This is a genomic window from Bradyrhizobium elkanii WSM2783, assembly GCF_000472865.1.
Classification (GTDB): Bacteria; Pseudomonadota; Alphaproteobacteria; order Rhizobiales; family Xanthobacteraceae; genus Bradyrhizobium; species Bradyrhizobium elkanii_A.
The window spans coordinates 1-13,169 of record NZ_AXAP01000062.1; the positions used below are offsets into that span (position 1 = coordinate 1).

General features: G+C 62.1%; 11 protein-coding genes and 1 tRNA gene. 5 read left to right on the forward strand and 7 right to left on the reverse strand.

The features are described 5' to 3' along the window. Window positions 1-300 precede the first annotated feature (300 nt). A complete protein-coding gene (locus tag YY7_RS0135565; protein ID WP_028167356.1) occupies window positions 301-2,247 on the reverse strand; it encodes a molybdopterin biosynthesis protein in 1,947 nt (648 codons plus the stop codon). Between the two features lie 8 nt (window positions 2,248-2,255). After that, window positions 2,256-3,368 (reverse strand): molybdopterin-binding protein, encoded by a 1,113-nt coding sequence (locus YY7_RS0135570; protein ID WP_028167357.1) that lies wholly within the window; start codon window positions 3,366-3,368, stop codon window positions 2,256-2,258. A 177-nt stretch (window positions 3,369-3,545) separates the two neighbouring features. Between YY7_RS0135570 and YY7_RS0135575 the strand changes: the two genes are divergently transcribed. After that, a complete protein-coding gene (locus YY7_RS0135575) occupies window positions 3,546-4,757 on the forward strand; it encodes an ABC transporter substrate-binding protein (RefSeq protein WP_035691764.1) in 1,212 nt (403 codons plus the stop codon). A 143-nt stretch (window positions 4,758-4,900) separates the two neighbouring features. Here the strand turns inward: YY7_RS0135575 and YY7_RS0135580 are convergent, their stop codons facing one another. Then, window positions 4,901-5,863 carry a TAXI family TRAP transporter solute-binding subunit gene (locus tag YY7_RS0135580; protein WP_028167359.1) on the reverse strand — a complete coding sequence of 321 codons (963 nt, stop codon included), beginning with the start codon at window positions 5,861-5,863 and terminating at the stop codon, window positions 4,901-4,903. Window positions 5,864-5,988: 125 nt separating this feature from the next. Between YY7_RS0135580 and YY7_RS0135585 the strand changes: the two genes are divergently transcribed. Beyond that, window positions 5,989-6,957, forward strand: coding sequence for a Bug family tripartite tricarboxylate transporter substrate binding protein (locus tag YY7_RS0135585; RefSeq protein WP_028167360.1), 969 nt, complete (start codon window positions 5,989-5,991; stop codon window positions 6,955-6,957). Between the two features lie 85 nt (window positions 6,958-7,042). After that, a tRNA-Ile gene (locus YY7_RS0135590) sits at window positions 7,043-7,118 on the forward strand. Between the two features lie 686 nt (window positions 7,119-7,804). On the opposite strand, the gene YY7_RS0135595 is transcribed toward YY7_RS0135590, so the two are convergent. The 4 genes from YY7_RS0135595 to YY7_RS0135615 all read right to left on the reverse strand — a co-directional run bounded on the left by YY7_RS0135595 (window position 7,805) and on the right by YY7_RS0135615 (window position 10,677). Continuing rightward, window positions 7,805-8,617 (reverse strand): hypothetical protein, encoded by an 813-nt coding sequence (locus tag YY7_RS0135595; RefSeq protein WP_028167361.1) that lies wholly within the window; start codon window positions 8,615-8,617, stop codon window positions 7,805-7,807. Between the two features lie 136 nt (window positions 8,618-8,753). Next, complete coding sequence (locus tag YY7_RS0135605; protein WP_155255447.1) at window positions 8,754-9,191, reverse strand: hypothetical protein; 438 nt, start codon at window positions 9,189-9,191, stop codon at window positions 8,754-8,756. Then, window positions 9,166-9,846: an HNH endonuclease signature motif containing protein gene (locus tag YY7_RS0135610; protein ID WP_196237376.1), complete on the reverse strand. Its 681-nt coding sequence runs from the start codon at window positions 9,844-9,846 to the stop codon at window positions 9,166-9,168. The genes YY7_RS0135605 and YY7_RS0135610 overlap by 26 nt, the downstream gene beginning before the upstream one ends. Before the next feature lie 216 nt (window positions 9,847-10,062). After that, window positions 10,063-10,677, reverse strand: coding sequence for a hypothetical protein (locus YY7_RS0135615; protein ID WP_028167364.1), 615 nt, complete (start codon window positions 10,675-10,677; stop codon window positions 10,063-10,065). Window positions 10,678-11,265: 588 nt separating this feature from the next. Here YY7_RS0135615 and YY7_RS0135620 point away from each other — a divergent pair. Next, complete coding sequence (locus tag YY7_RS0135620) at window positions 11,266-11,703, forward strand: DUF6932 family protein (protein WP_028167365.1); 438 nt, start codon at window positions 11,266-11,268, stop codon at window positions 11,701-11,703. Continuing rightward, window positions 11,700-13,148 (forward strand): helix-turn-helix domain-containing protein, encoded by a 1,449-nt coding sequence (locus YY7_RS0135625; protein ID WP_028167366.1) that lies wholly within the window; start codon window positions 11,700-11,702, stop codon window positions 13,146-13,148. Before YY7_RS0135620 ends, YY7_RS0135625 begins: the two co-directional genes overlap by 4 nt. Window positions 13,149-13,169: the final 21 nt, after the last annotated feature.

The window sequence follows — 13,169 nt, forward strand, 5'->3', positions numbered from 1 at the left end:
GGTCACCCTTGGCAAGCCGCCGCAGGCAAACATCCTTGCCCGCAACCATGCGTTCGACGAGCGCCGCCCCCCTTTATCGAGACGACGATCCCCGAACCGGCCCAACGTCCAGTCAATCCGTGGCGACATCGCGGCACCTCCGTCAAATCGAAGTGCCACAATAGAAATCACACAGATTCCCGATTCTGGAATCCCTCACACCCGCCCCGAGTCAATCCGCCGCACCGCACCACATCTGTGCATGCCCTAGCGCCTTCGCGGGGACGACGTCGGTGCGAGGCGTGAGAGCACCCTACGCGACTACGCCGGGCGGAAACCCGCCCGCGTCAGCGCCGCGCGGCTTTCGTCCGAGGCGAGCGCCTCCAGAAAAGCCTGCACCGCCGGGCGATGCTTGCGCGCTGTCACCAGCGCGAAGTCGTAATGCTCCTCCGCCAGCGGAATGAACCCGAGTCCGGACGCGCGCGCGACCGGTGCGATGGTCATGCCCCAATCGGCGCGATGCTGGGCGACAGCGGCGGCGACCGCATTGTGCGAGCGCGGCTGGTTCCAGTAGCCGTCGGGCCTGATACCGCCAAGCAGGCGATCGATCAGGATGCGCGTGCCGGCGCCCTGGTTGCGGTTGACCATGATGCAGGCGGAATCGGAGAGCGCGGCGCGCACCGCATCCTGCGCCGACAGGCCTTCGAAACGCTCATCGCCCTTGCGGAACACGATGCCCTGCATCCGCCGCCAGCCCGGCACGAGCTCAAGCCCTTCGGCGAGATAGGGCGTGTTGTAGGTCTCGCTCTTCTCATCGAACAGATGGATCGGCGCGAAATCGCATTCGCCGCGCTTGGCCGCCGCCAGCCCGCCGAGGCTGCCGACCGCGATCGAGCGCACCGACAGCCCGGCGCGCGCCAGCGGCGCGGTGACGAGATCGAGCCCGGTGCAATGGCTGCCGACAATGACCAGGTCAGGCACGCGCACATGCGGCGTGAACAGCGTCACCTCAGCCTCGGTGCCGACAGGCATCTGGTCGGCCAGCGCATCGATCTTCAGGAAGCCGTCGGCCTGCGCGAACGAGGTGATCGCGCCGGAGCCCTTGCCGGAGGGATAGGCGATCAGCCCTTCCGTACCTTCGACCAGCGACACCATGACGAACTCGGTGCGGCCGAGTTCGGAGGCGATCCGCACCGGCACTTTTGCCATCACCTTCGCATCCGATCGCGGCGGCAGGCCCGCCATCCGCCGCAGCACCGGCACGATCATGTCGTGGAAGGTGAACATCGCCGAGGTCGGAAAGCCCGGCAGGATCACCACCGGCTTGCCGTCGCACACCGCAAGGCACAGCGGCTTGCCCGGCTTCAGCGCCACGCCATGCGCAATGATGCCGGGCTTGCCGAGCCGCGCGATGATGCGATGGGAGACATCGCCCGCGCCTTTCGAGGTGCCGCCCGAGAGCACCAGCATGTCGCTCTCGGCAAGCGCCTTGCGCATCGCGGCTTCAAGCTGCGCCTCGTCGTCGGCGATGGCGCCGACGAAAACGGCATCGCCGCCATTCTCGGAGATCGCCGCGGTGACGATGGCGCCATTGGTGTCGTAGATCGCGGCCGGGCGCAGCGGCTGGCCCGGCTGCACCAACTCGTCACCAGTCGACAGGATGGCAACGCGCGGCCGCCGCGCCACATCGACCTTAGCGATGCCGCAGGCCGCGAGCATGCCGATCTCGCGCGAGCCGATGATGGTGCCGGCGCGCAGCAGCGTTTCACCGCGCGCGATGTCGGAGCCCGCGTAGGACACGAATTGTCCGGGAGACGCGGCGCGGCGGATCTCGATCGCGCGCTGACCCGCGGGCTGCGTGTGCTCGACCATCACGATCGCGTCCGCCCCGCGCGGAACGGGTCCGCCCGTCGCGATCGAGGTCGCGGTATCAGACAGCACCGGCCGCGCCGGCGCTGTGCCGCAGACGATGATCTCGTCGTTCAGCACCAGCCGCACCGGTGTAGACTCGCTGGCCCGCGCAAGATCGGCGGAGCGCACCGCAAAGCCGTCGACATTGGAGCGGTCGAACGGCGGCACGTCGATCGGCGCGACGACGTCGTCCGCCAGCGCGCAGCCGAGCGCCTGCGCGAGCGGTCGTGTTTCGCTGGCGACCGGCCGCGGAAACAGCGCCGCTTCGAACCGCGCCAGCGCCTCCTCGCGCGACAGGATGGTCAGGAACTGGTCCTGCTCGACACTGTCGCGACCCTTCGCAGAGCTATTGGTCATGTCGGAACTCATTCCCGCAACATATAGGCATCGATCGGCATGCCCGCAGCAAATCCTTCGGAACCGCCGGGCACCACCAGAAACGCCTCCGCCCGCGCGATCGCATCGAGCGAGAGCTCGCCGACCGCAAGCGGCATCCAGGCATCGCGCTGCCGCTCCAAGAGCACGAACTCGGCGATGCCGACGAGCGACGCGATCTTGCGCGACAGCGGCAGCGACAACGTCCTGCGCGGTCGTCGTCTGGACAGTCGATCGAGCACCGGCAGCGCCAGCGCCCACCACGCCGCAAACGCCTGGTCCGGCGCGCCGGGCAGTGCGACGACCGGCGTTGTGCCGATGCGGCCGACGGCGGCAGTGCGGCCAGGCTGGAGGGCAATGCCATGAGCGATGACTTCGCCACGCGCAGCGAGCGCGCTCACCGCCGCATCGGTGCGGCCGACGCCACTGCCGCCGATGGTGACCAGGAGATCGCAGGCCGCATCTTCAAACGCGGCGACGATCGATCCGACATCGCGCGCCGCAGCCTCGCGGCTGACGACCTCGGCGCCGGTGGAACGTGCGCTCTCCGCAACCAGCCTGGCGGTCGCGGTGGCACCGGGAATATTGACGATGTGCAATCGCGGCCGTCGTACCTTGAGATGCTCGATCCCGGCTGTGCGCGCGATCAGCAGATCACGCGGGAGCACGCGCCGGCCCGCCTCGGCAACGAGAGCCCCTTCCGCAATGTCCTCGCCCTTGCGCCTGACGCCCTGCCCCGGGGTCGCCTCGGCAACCACCTGCGCGATCGGGCCGGCCGCCTCGACAAGGTCGGCATCGAGCACGCAATCACTGGCCTCGGGCATGGCATCACCGGCTTCGACCCAGATGGGCGGCGCAGCCAGTGGCAACGGGGAATATGAGGAGGCACCGACCAGCTCGTTGGCGCGCAGCGCCCAACCATCGGTGGCGGCAACATCATGCGGCGGATGCGCCGGCAACGGGGGCATCTCGGCCGCAATGCAGCGCAGCGCGTCCGCAAGCGGCAATTCGATCGGCTGCACCGGCTCGAGCGCGCGCAACAGGGCGCTGAGCGCGGTTTGCAGCGGCGTAAGCGAAGCCGGCAGTCGCTGGGTCGTAACCATGGCCGGCCTGTCTACTGTATCAGGCGCGAAATAAACAGGTGCCGCCGAATGTTCCTGCTCCGAAAGGACGCGTTGACGCCGACCCCGAACCGGTTGCAAAAGAAACCAATTCAGCCGGGCCTACGTCCCGGAACAAGCAATAACGGCCTACGTGCCGGTCCAGGGAGAGAGACAAGAATGTTCGGTAAACTATTTTCCGTGCTCGCCGCGCTGGCCGGCGCCATGTTGGCTTCAACGGCGGCACTGGCGCAAATCTCCGACGACGTCGTCAAGATCGGCGTGCTCACCGACATGAACGGGCCGGCGTCGACGCCGACGGGACAGGGCTCAGTCACCGCGGCGCAGATGGCGATCGACGATTTCGGCGGCAAGGTGCTGGGCAAGCCTGTTACGGTGATCGTCGGCGACCATCAACTCAAGGCCGATATCGGCGCCAGCATCGCGCGGCGCTGGTATGACGTCGATCAGGTGGATTTGATCGTCGACGTGCCGGTCTCCGCAGTCGGGCTCGCCGTGCAGAACGTTGCCAATGAGCGGAAGCGGCTGTTCATCACGCACTCGACGGGAGCGACCGATTTTCACGGCAAATTCTGTTCGCCCTATGCCATGCAGTGGGTGTTCGACACCCGCGCGCTCGCAGTCGGCACCGCGCAGGAGGTGGTGAAGCGCGGCGGCGACAGCTGGTTCTTCATCACCGACGACTATGCGTTCGGGCACTCGCTCGAAAAGGATGCTGCGAGCGTCGTCACCAAGACCGGCGGCAAGGTGCTGGGCTCGGTGCGCCCGCCGTTTGCGACGCCCGATCTGTCGTCCTTCGTGCTGCAGGCGCAGGCCTCGAAAGCCAAGATCATCGGGATTGCCGGCGGGCCGCCCAACAACATGAACGAGATCAAGACCGCTGGCGAGTTCGGCGTGTTCAAGGGCGGCCAGCAGATGGCGGCGCTGCTGGCGCTGATCACCGACATCCATTCGTTGGGGCTGCCGACCGCGCAAGGCCTGTTGCTGACGACGTCGTTCTACTGGGACATGGATGACAAGACCCGCGAATGGTCAAAGCGCTATTTCGCCAAGCTGGGCCGGATGCCGACGATGTGGCAGGCCGGCGTCTATTCCTCCGTGATCCATTACCTGAACGCGATCAAGGAGACCGGCACCGACGATCCCCTGAAGGTCGCGGCCAAGATGCGCGAAAAGCCGATCGAGGATTTCTTCGCCCGCAATGGCAAGCTGCGCGAGGACAACCTGATGGTCCACGACCTCTGGCTCGTGCAGGTGAAGTCGCCGGAGGAATCGAAATATCCGTGGGACTACTACAAGATCCTCACCAAGATTTCCGGCGAAGACGCGTTTGGTCCACCGGACCCCGCGTGTGGATTGGTGAAGAAATGAACTCCACCGTCGTCCCCGCGAACGCGGGGACCCATAACCACAGGCAGCTGTCATGTCGCAAACAAGCGGTTGCAGCGGAGCACACCACTAACGCCGGTGGTTATGGGTCCCGGGTCAGCGCTTCGCTTGCCCGGGACGACAGGCTACTTCGCGACTCCGATTTCGCGCAAAAACCTGAGCACACCCGGATGAATCAGCTCGACATTCGGCGCCGCCGCCACCGTGTTCGCCGCAGTCGTCTCGCAGGCCTGTGCCAGCTTCCTGCAGAACTCGCCTTCGATCCCGTGCAGCGTCTTCGCCAGCCGATAGGCGACCTCGTCGGGCAAGGTTTCGCGCACGAGGATGAAGCTCCACGAGCCGACGGAGGCGATCGCTTCCGTCTGCTTCGGGTAACTGTTCGGTGGGATCGTCAGCGGCTTCAGGAAAGTGTGCTTGGCGCGGATGCGCGCGATCTCTTCCGCGCTCGGCGCGATGAAGCGCGCGCCGGTGGGACTTTCCGCCATCGCGGCAAAGCCCGGCCAGCCGACACCAGCGCCCCAGAGCGCCGCGGCGCGGCCATCCTGCACCATGGCTGGCCCGTCGCCGGCGCGATCGAGATAGATCGACTTGAAGTCCTCGTCCTGCTTCAGCCCAATGCCGTCGAGGATGTAGCGCGACAGGATCGGCAGACCCGAGCCCTTGGCGCCGAAGGCGACCGGCTGACCAACGAGGTCACGGATCGTCCGGTATGGGCTGTCGGCCCGCACCACGAACATGCCGGGGCTCGAATACATCGCGGTCAGGATCTTGAGCTTGGTCGCGGGACGGCCGATGCCCATGAAGGCTTCATAGGCGGGCTCTCCGGCCACGGTCGCGATATCGAGCTGGCCGGCTTCGAGCAGCGGGATGTTCTCGTTCGAGCCCTTGGTATTGCGCGGCTCGATCGAGAGGCTCGGATCTGCCGCATTTATGGCGTCGGCAAAGGCATTGCCATAGAGCGGGAAACCGCCGCCCGGCGTCGCCGTCCCCAGGGTGATCGTGGTCTTGGAAATGGCCTTGCCTCCCTCCTGTGCGGCCGCGCCGCCGGTGAGCAGAATAGCGGCGCAAACCATCAACGCGATTTTCATTTGGCGGCCTCCCAACATCTTCGGCGCGAGATTGATCGATCTTTGTGCTGCAGAGGTTGTAGGCAAGCTTGGAATTTTATGAAAGCATGGCCGCAACGGTAACAAGAAAATGACGAGGAAACATAATGCTTCGCTTTTTGCGTGCGACGTCCCTTGGTTTGATTTGCCTCTTGAGCCTTGCCGTCCCCTCCTCCGCCGCCGACTATCCAAACCGCCCGGTGCGCTGGCTGATCGGATTTGCCGCCGGCGGGCCGGTCGACATCGTCGCCCGCATCATGAGCCAGTGGCTGTCGGATCATCTCGGCCAGCAATTCGTGGTCGAGAACCGCACCGGCTCGGGCGGCAACATCGCGGCCGCCGCCGCGATCAATTCGCCCGCGGACGGCTATACGCTGCTGTTCGTCGCGCCCAATAACGCGATCAGCACCTCGCTCTACAAGAAGCTGCCCTATGATTTCCTGCGCGACACCACCCCGGTCGCCAGTATCATGCAGCTCACCAACATGCTGGTGATCTCCAACGCGATGCCGGTGAAAACCGTCCAGGAGTTCATCGATTACTGCAAGGCCAATCCGGGCAAGGTCTCCTATGCTTCGTCGGGCAACGGCACCTCGGTGCACATGTCGGCGGAATTGTTCAAGGCGATGACCAAATGCGAGATGCAGCACGTGCCCTATCGCGGCTCGGCGATCGCCTTTCCGGACATCATCTCCAACAAGGTGCAGCTGATCTTCGACAACCTGCCGTCGGCGCTGGAGCAGGCGCGCGGCGGCAATGTCCGCGCGCTCGGCGTCACCTCGCCAAAGCGCTGGCCGAGCGTGCCCGATGTTCCCGCCATCGCTGAAACCGTACCAGGCTTCGAATCGGTCGGGTTTTACGGCATCTCGGCGCCGAAAGGTACGCCGCCGGAGGTCATCGAGATCCTCAACAAGGCGGTCGGCGAAGCGCTGAAGGATCCCAAGCTCGTCGCCCGCCTGGCCGAGGTCGGCGGCATCCCCAAACCGATGGCGCCGGCCGAATTCGGCAAGCTGGTCGCCGACGAAACCGAGAAATGGCGGAAAGTCGTGGAATTCGCCGGGGTTTCCGTGGATTAGAGCCGGCGGGATTGCCCGATCGCCCCTCACCCTGTAAACGGACCCGGCACCGTTGCCGGCCCACGGATTGTGGCGGCTCGCGGCGGGGCCTGTAGCTCAATGGTTAGAGCCGGCCGCTCATAACGGTCTGGTTGCAGGTTCGAGTCCTGCCGGGCCCACCAGTGATTACAGGCGCTTACGACGTGGCGGTTGCCTGAGGATTCGGCACCGCCACAGCTACCGCCACAGAAACAATTGCCGTTTCGTTCGCGTATTGGTCTTAAGACGGCAAGTTTGAACCAAGCAGAGCTGCGTTCCCTGGGATGAGCACACTAGGCGCGCGTCTCCGTTCCACGTCGAAGATATGCATGAGGTTGGCGCCTTTCGCGTCGTTCCGAGGCAGCTGTGTTGGAGGGAGTCCTTGGGCACGGTCCAGTTGTCCCAACTCCCCGCGAACGTCTCATCGAATTTGGTCGGAATCGAGCGAAGCAAGGCGGGAGCCGGGCGCAGTTGATAGCAAAGCCGGCATCCTCAGGGTTCGCCAATAGGGACGCGTAATCGTCCAGGCACTTACGGTAGAAATCGGCTGACGTTTCGGCTGTCAAACAAATATCGACTCGGGCTTACTGGTTGAACACTCACGGTCCATAGCATAGGCGTCGGCCTTGGCGAAATTCGCTTCATCTTCGCTCAGGTCTTTCCCCACCCACCTCCGCCGCCGCTTGCAACTCTGGCTTCTTGGCGTCGACCGTCTACCATGGGAGCCTTGCCAGCTCGCAGGCGCGTGCAACCGAGCTGACGCCGTTTTCACGGCATGAACTGTTTGCATCCGCGAATCGCGCGCCAAGTTCGGCCGGGCGTCAACAACTCACAGCTCGTGAAGAGTGTCTAGGTATTTCCGCTCATTGAAGGTGCGTTCCGACCGATAGTAGTTGTGATAGGCCTTATCATCGTCGGCAGCGAAGAACGTGTAGAGGCCATGCTCTTGCGTGTCTTTGAAGAAAATCCCGAGGCAAGTTTCGGCGATGTCTTCAACCCGGAACACGACCAGGTTGTCGTTCTCGTAAAGCACGCTCCCGCTCGGACTCTGCCAATCACTTATCGCTGAGCGCCTGGCGTAGTATTCGTTCACAGCGGCGATCAAGCGGCGCTCGAAATATGTGTCTTTGATTTTCTGAATGTACCCATGCAGGTGCTCGCGCTCTTTCTCGCTGACGATTGAATGCAGCTCACGCCACTCCGCGTCGTCGAGGCGCTTGATTGAATGAAACCGCACCATGTTCAGAAGGTGCGCCTCAAGATCGCTATCATCCCAACTCACCAGGGTATCGGCATAGATGACGTAGGGCCGCGTTCCGATCACATCGAAGCTGTCATAAGTCGGGTATTTCTCGGTGAGAATATGGAGGTGAGCCTCGCGCGTTTTCTTGTCGGCCTTCTTCATGCCTTCCTGCTCGGCAAGGGCCTTGCTGTAGGTTTGGAAATAGCGGTCCGGATCGACACGGACGAGATGGTTTGAAATCTCGCGAATGTACGTCCGCAAGATATTGTCCCGGTCATGGGCTGATGCGCTCGGGACGATGTACGATTTTTCTTGAGTGTTGGACTGCTTGGCTTTCGGCCGGAATGCCCATCCCGCAAGAGCACCGGCACCGAACAGCCAGAGGTCACTCCAATCCATTGCCTGAACTCCCCCAGGCTAGACTGCCCCGTCGCCATCACCATCATCGAGGAACAGATCATCGTCATCCTCGTCGAAGTCGTCATTCACTCGATAAACCCCCGCCCGATACGGCATTGACGAATATTCGCGGGTCTTAATGCCGGAGAAGCCCATCGCGATCCCGAGCACCGTGCCCCTGTATTCGCAGCACGCCGGCCTCGTGCGATATCGTTCCGACCCTGACAATGCTGCTGACATCGACCCGTCCGGACACCCAGCGCCCATGCGCGGACGAGGACGTGGCCTCGAACCGATCAAAAGTGAATTCGACGGCAACCTTGTTCGCCTTCCGTCCACCATCGATGGTCTGGCCGGGGCCTTCGGATTTTGAGTTCTGCCTCGCGAAGTTGTGCAATCCTTGCACCAGAATGAAGTCTCCCGGAGTGAGGAGCGCTGACAGTACCCCGCGCTCCAAATCATCGGAAATGTTTGCTACCTTCAGCTTTTCCAAGGTGTTGTGCAGGACGTCGCGAACATACGAATACAGTTGGCGGCCATAGCTATCGCTATACATCCAGCCCATGGCTTCCATGCGAGACATGACGATGCCGTTTCGGTCGCACAGGTCCAGTATCGAAGCTGTCCAGGTCTTTGAACACCACGCCTTGTTGAGCCGCCAGCTCAAAAAGGCGCTGATGGTTGAAATAAACCCAAGCGGAATGGTTCTCACGGGACTGGTCGAGAATGGCCTTGGTACCCATCTTGGCCACCTCAGCTTCCCATTCTTTCTTCAAGCCGCGAAGTGTTGCGGCATCGAGATTTTGGGTCAGCTCGCTTTTCGAGTGAACCCTGACGTGATCCAGCGTGCAAAGCACGGACAGGTTAGCCACACTATGGTCGCGTGTTTCAGCCCACTTGTTGATGTGGTGCACGATCACGCCCCGCTTGGGCCTTCGGCACACACAGCAAGTGAACGCGTTGGCAAAAAGGACTTCGATCAGGTTCCTTAACGGTGGAGGTGGACGGCCATCACCGAGGATGTTGTCGACCACAAGCTTGTTCAGGCCGAACTTCTTAAGGTCGGCCCGGTTCATCTGCTTGAGCTTCGTCGCGGTGTAACCGTCCTTCCTCAGCTTGACCGCCTGCGTCGTGCTCATTCCATAACCGATGAAAGCGAGGTCCGTCCTGTTGGTCCCACTGTCGGGTTGCACCCTCGTGCCAGGCTCTTCTCGGTCAATGCGGCTCACGGTCATTTCCTAATCAGGAAGGCGTCGGGCTTGTATGTTGGTGACGTGTTCAGTATCGCTGATGGACGTTTGGTGCAGTTCGATGCCGTGTTCGGGGCGACGGGACTAAATGGTATGTGCAAACTTGGATCGGCAATCACTGGTCTTGCGAAGATGAGACGATTGAACCAGCTGACTCGTTGCCCAATTCGAACCGATAAAAGCGTAGGCTATGCGCTAATTGGCCTTCATGATCTTGTCCGGCAACCGAGCCTCCTTGCTAAAGATACTCAGCTCATTCATTAGCTTTTCCCAGAAGCCGAACGCCTCGATGAAGGCAAGCTCGGCATCAATCTCCTTATCGTTGTGCGTGATGCGAAGGGTCATTTTGAGGTCGCCTGGCTTCGCGAAGCCGGCCCCCTCGACGACCTTTTCATACACGGCTTGCGCTTTAATATTGTGGTCGACCTTGTTCTTTCGCATGTGCTTTGAGCCATTCGCAATCTCACGGCATACTTTCAGCTCATCACAATGGAGAACAACGGCGTCCTGAAGCTTCTCGAGCCCCCGCTTGATGCCGGTCGGGGTGCATTCAAAGACGAACTGGAATTTTGCGGCGAGCTTCTTCCGGGTCGCGCAGTCGTACTGCCAAAGCCAGTCGGTCATGTGCCATGCGGTTACGGCGGTGTTGAACGCGTGGAAGAGCGGTTCGGGGGCGGCCTCGTTGTCCTTCCAGACGGACATTGAGTCGATGAGACCGTTCAGCTCCCAAGCGAGCTTGGTCCACATGTGTTGCGGGTGGTCCATCCCGAACACAGTCGAGATTTCGCTGGGCTTCGGCTGCTCAACCATAAGTACCTCCGGGGGCAGTGCCGGTAACTTCTAATTGGGACGGAACTTGGCGTCCAGCGGGGCCGCATTCGCCGAAGGAACATCAATATGAAGCGGAAAAAGATACTCTTCGACCCCAGAGTCCCCCACCTGGATCCATCAAGGCCTGATCTGTGGGAAGGGCCAGGCCATCGGCAAGCCTCATCGATCGCTATCGAAATTGAAAGCAGCGGTTAGCTGCGGAAATTACAGCGGCTCGCCAAATGCCAGATGACGGCACATCCCGAACGGCCGGTTGGCTGGCAGTCGCGAATCGCCAGGTTGGTGCTGGGCGGGAATCATCGACCGTCTGACGATGCGCCGTAGGACGCATACGAGCGCTCGCGACAAATGAGCCTGCGACAGCAACGGTCCGGCGATGAATCTAGCGATCCGAGGCGCCGCGTTACGACATAAGGCGCGAGGCTGGCTCGACTTCCGCGCCCATTGACGTTGACCCTGCTTCTCGCCTGCGAGTCCCTCCCGGTTTCTCTTCGGCCGGCAAAGCGTCACGGCGAGGGGGGGAACAGAACACTTGACGAACATTCAACCCAACGATATCGTTGGGTTATGCTTCCCGATGCAGACTCATCGACCGGCTACTTGCCCCCTGGGGTGCACGACGCACCTTGGAGCGAGGTCGCGCCACGTTTCAGCTGCAATGGTCACCGCACCCGTCTCGTCGGCGGCCTGCTGGCGGCCCTGCAAAATCTCGCGGGGGCAGGCTGCCGGTCGATCCTGCTCGACGGAAGCTTCGTTTCACAGAAGGACTTGCCGGAGGACTATGACGGAGCCTGGGATACACGAGGGGTCGACCCCTATCGTCTGGACCCCGTGCTGCTTGATTTCACAAATGGTCGAGCAGCCATGAAATCCAAATATCTAGGCGAACTCTTTCCGGCATCGTCCCTCGCCGCCCCCGGTGTGCTCTACCCGGACTTCTTCATGAAGGACCGTAACGGGGTGCCCAAAGGCGTCGTCAACATCGACCTTGGGAGCCTGCCATGATCACCAACGAGCGGCAGTACAAGATCACACGGAGTGAGGCCGACCGATTTCGCAAGGCCATCAGCGATCTGGCGCAAGCGCCGGTGCGAGCCGACGTGCATCCGCGCCTGCTTCAAGCGGAGCGCGAGGCCATGGAGAGCCAACTTGCTGACCTGCAGGCTGAGCTTGCCGAATATGATCGCCTGAAGTCCGCCGACCTCTCGGTGATCTCAATCAACTCATTCGACGAACTTGCCGACGGCCTTATCCGGGCACGAATCGCGAGCGGACTCAGCCAGAAGGCTCTCGCCGACCGGCTTGGGCTCAAAGAACAGCAAATCCAGCGTTACGAGGCCGAGCGCTACGCATCTGCCAGCTATCAGCGCCTGCGGGAGATCGCCAATGCGCTGGGCGTGCGCATTAGGAACGACATTCTCCTGCCTGTGGCTCCCAACAGCTTCGGCGGGCTTGTCAGCAAGCTGCGCCAGGTGGGACTTGATCGCGAGTTTCTGTTGACGCGGCTGTTGCCCTCGGTCGACGCGGCGCGTGCCAGCGGCGAAGTCGCTAGCGAGGACGACGACTATACTTTGACAGCTAGAGCGGGCACGGTGCTGGAGCGCGTTTTCGGCTGGAGCCGCGATAATGTTTTCGGCCCGCAGGCGCTGGTCGCACCGCGCTTCGCTGCGGCCGAAGCACGGTTCAAGATGCCCGCAAATCGGGCGCAGGCATCGACCAGCCTTTATGCCGCCTACGCGAACTATCTCGCCGTTGTCGCGCTCAAAGGGGCACGATCACTGCCCAAGACCGAAATCCCAACTGATCCGGCGGTCATGCATCGACGCATTCAGGAGACCTACAAGACCATCGATCTTAAGAGCGCGCTTCATACAGCTTGGGATCTTGGTGTCGTTGTTTTACCGCTTCGCGATCGCGGTACTTTTCATGGCGCCTGCTGGCGCTATGGCGGCCGCAACGCGGTTGTACTGAAACAAACGTCTAAGCATGAAGCACGATGGCTGTTCGATCTGCTGCACGAACTCTTTCATGCAGGCCAACGCCCGGAAGCCGACACACTAGAGGTGATCGAGGCGGACGAGACTTCCGCCGAACGGCGCAACTCGAACGAGGAAATCGCCGCCAGCCAATTCGCCGGCGAAGTTGTACTTGACGGCAAGGCCGAGACCTTGGCGCAGGCCTGCGTTCGGGCTGCACGTAAGTCGGTGGAGCGGCTGAAGAGCGTCGTCCCGACAATTGCGGCAAAGAATGGGGTGAACGTTGGAGCGCTGGCTAACTATCTCGCCTTCCGTCTCTCCTGGCAGGGCGTGAATTGGTGGGGCACGGCGGCCAACCTGCAGGCAGATAACAGCGATCCCTGGACGATTGCGCGCGACGTCTTCGTCGAGCGCTTTCCCTATGACATTGACAACGAGCTCGATCGGCAACTGCTCGATCGGGCGCTGCATTGAGGTCCTTTCATGTCCGAATTT

Excerpts from the sequence above, each read along its gene's own strand:
- YY7_RS0135565 (WP_028167356.1), bottom strand. The coding sequence starts at position 2,247 with ATGACCAATAGCTCTGCGAAGGGTCGCGACAGTGTCGAGCAGGACCAG.
- YY7_RS0135570 (WP_028167357.1), bottom strand. The coding sequence starts at position 3,368 with ATGGTTACGACCCAGCGACTGCCGGCTTCGCTTACGCCGCTGCAAACC.
- YY7_RS0135575 (WP_035691764.1), top strand. The coding sequence starts at position 3,546 with ATGTTCGGTAAACTATTTTCCGTGCTCGCCGCGCTGGCCGGCGCCATG.
- YY7_RS0135580 (WP_028167359.1), bottom strand. The coding sequence starts at position 5,863 with ATGAAAATCGCGTTGATGGTTTGCGCCGCTATTCTGCTCACCGGCGGC.
- YY7_RS0135585 (WP_028167360.1), top strand. The coding sequence starts at position 5,989 with ATGCTTCGCTTTTTGCGTGCGACGTCCCTTGGTTTGATTTGCCTCTTG.
- YY7_RS0135595 (WP_028167361.1), bottom strand. The coding sequence starts at position 8,617 with ATGGATTGGAGTGACCTCTGGCTGTTCGGTGCCGGTGCTCTTGCGGGA.
- YY7_RS0135605 (WP_155255447.1), bottom strand. The coding sequence starts at position 9,191 with ATGGAAGCCATGGGCTGGATGTATAGCGATAGCTATGGCCGCCAACTG.
- YY7_RS0135615 (WP_028167364.1), bottom strand. The coding sequence starts at position 10,677 with ATGGTTGAGCAGCCGAAGCCCAGCGAAATCTCGACTGTGTTCGGGATG.
- YY7_RS0135620 (WP_028167365.1), top strand. The coding sequence starts at position 11,266 with ATGCTTCCCGATGCAGACTCATCGACCGGCTACTTGCCCCCTGGGGTG.
- YY7_RS0135625 (WP_028167366.1), top strand. The coding sequence starts at position 11,700 with ATGATCACCAACGAGCGGCAGTACAAGATCACACGGAGTGAGGCCGAC.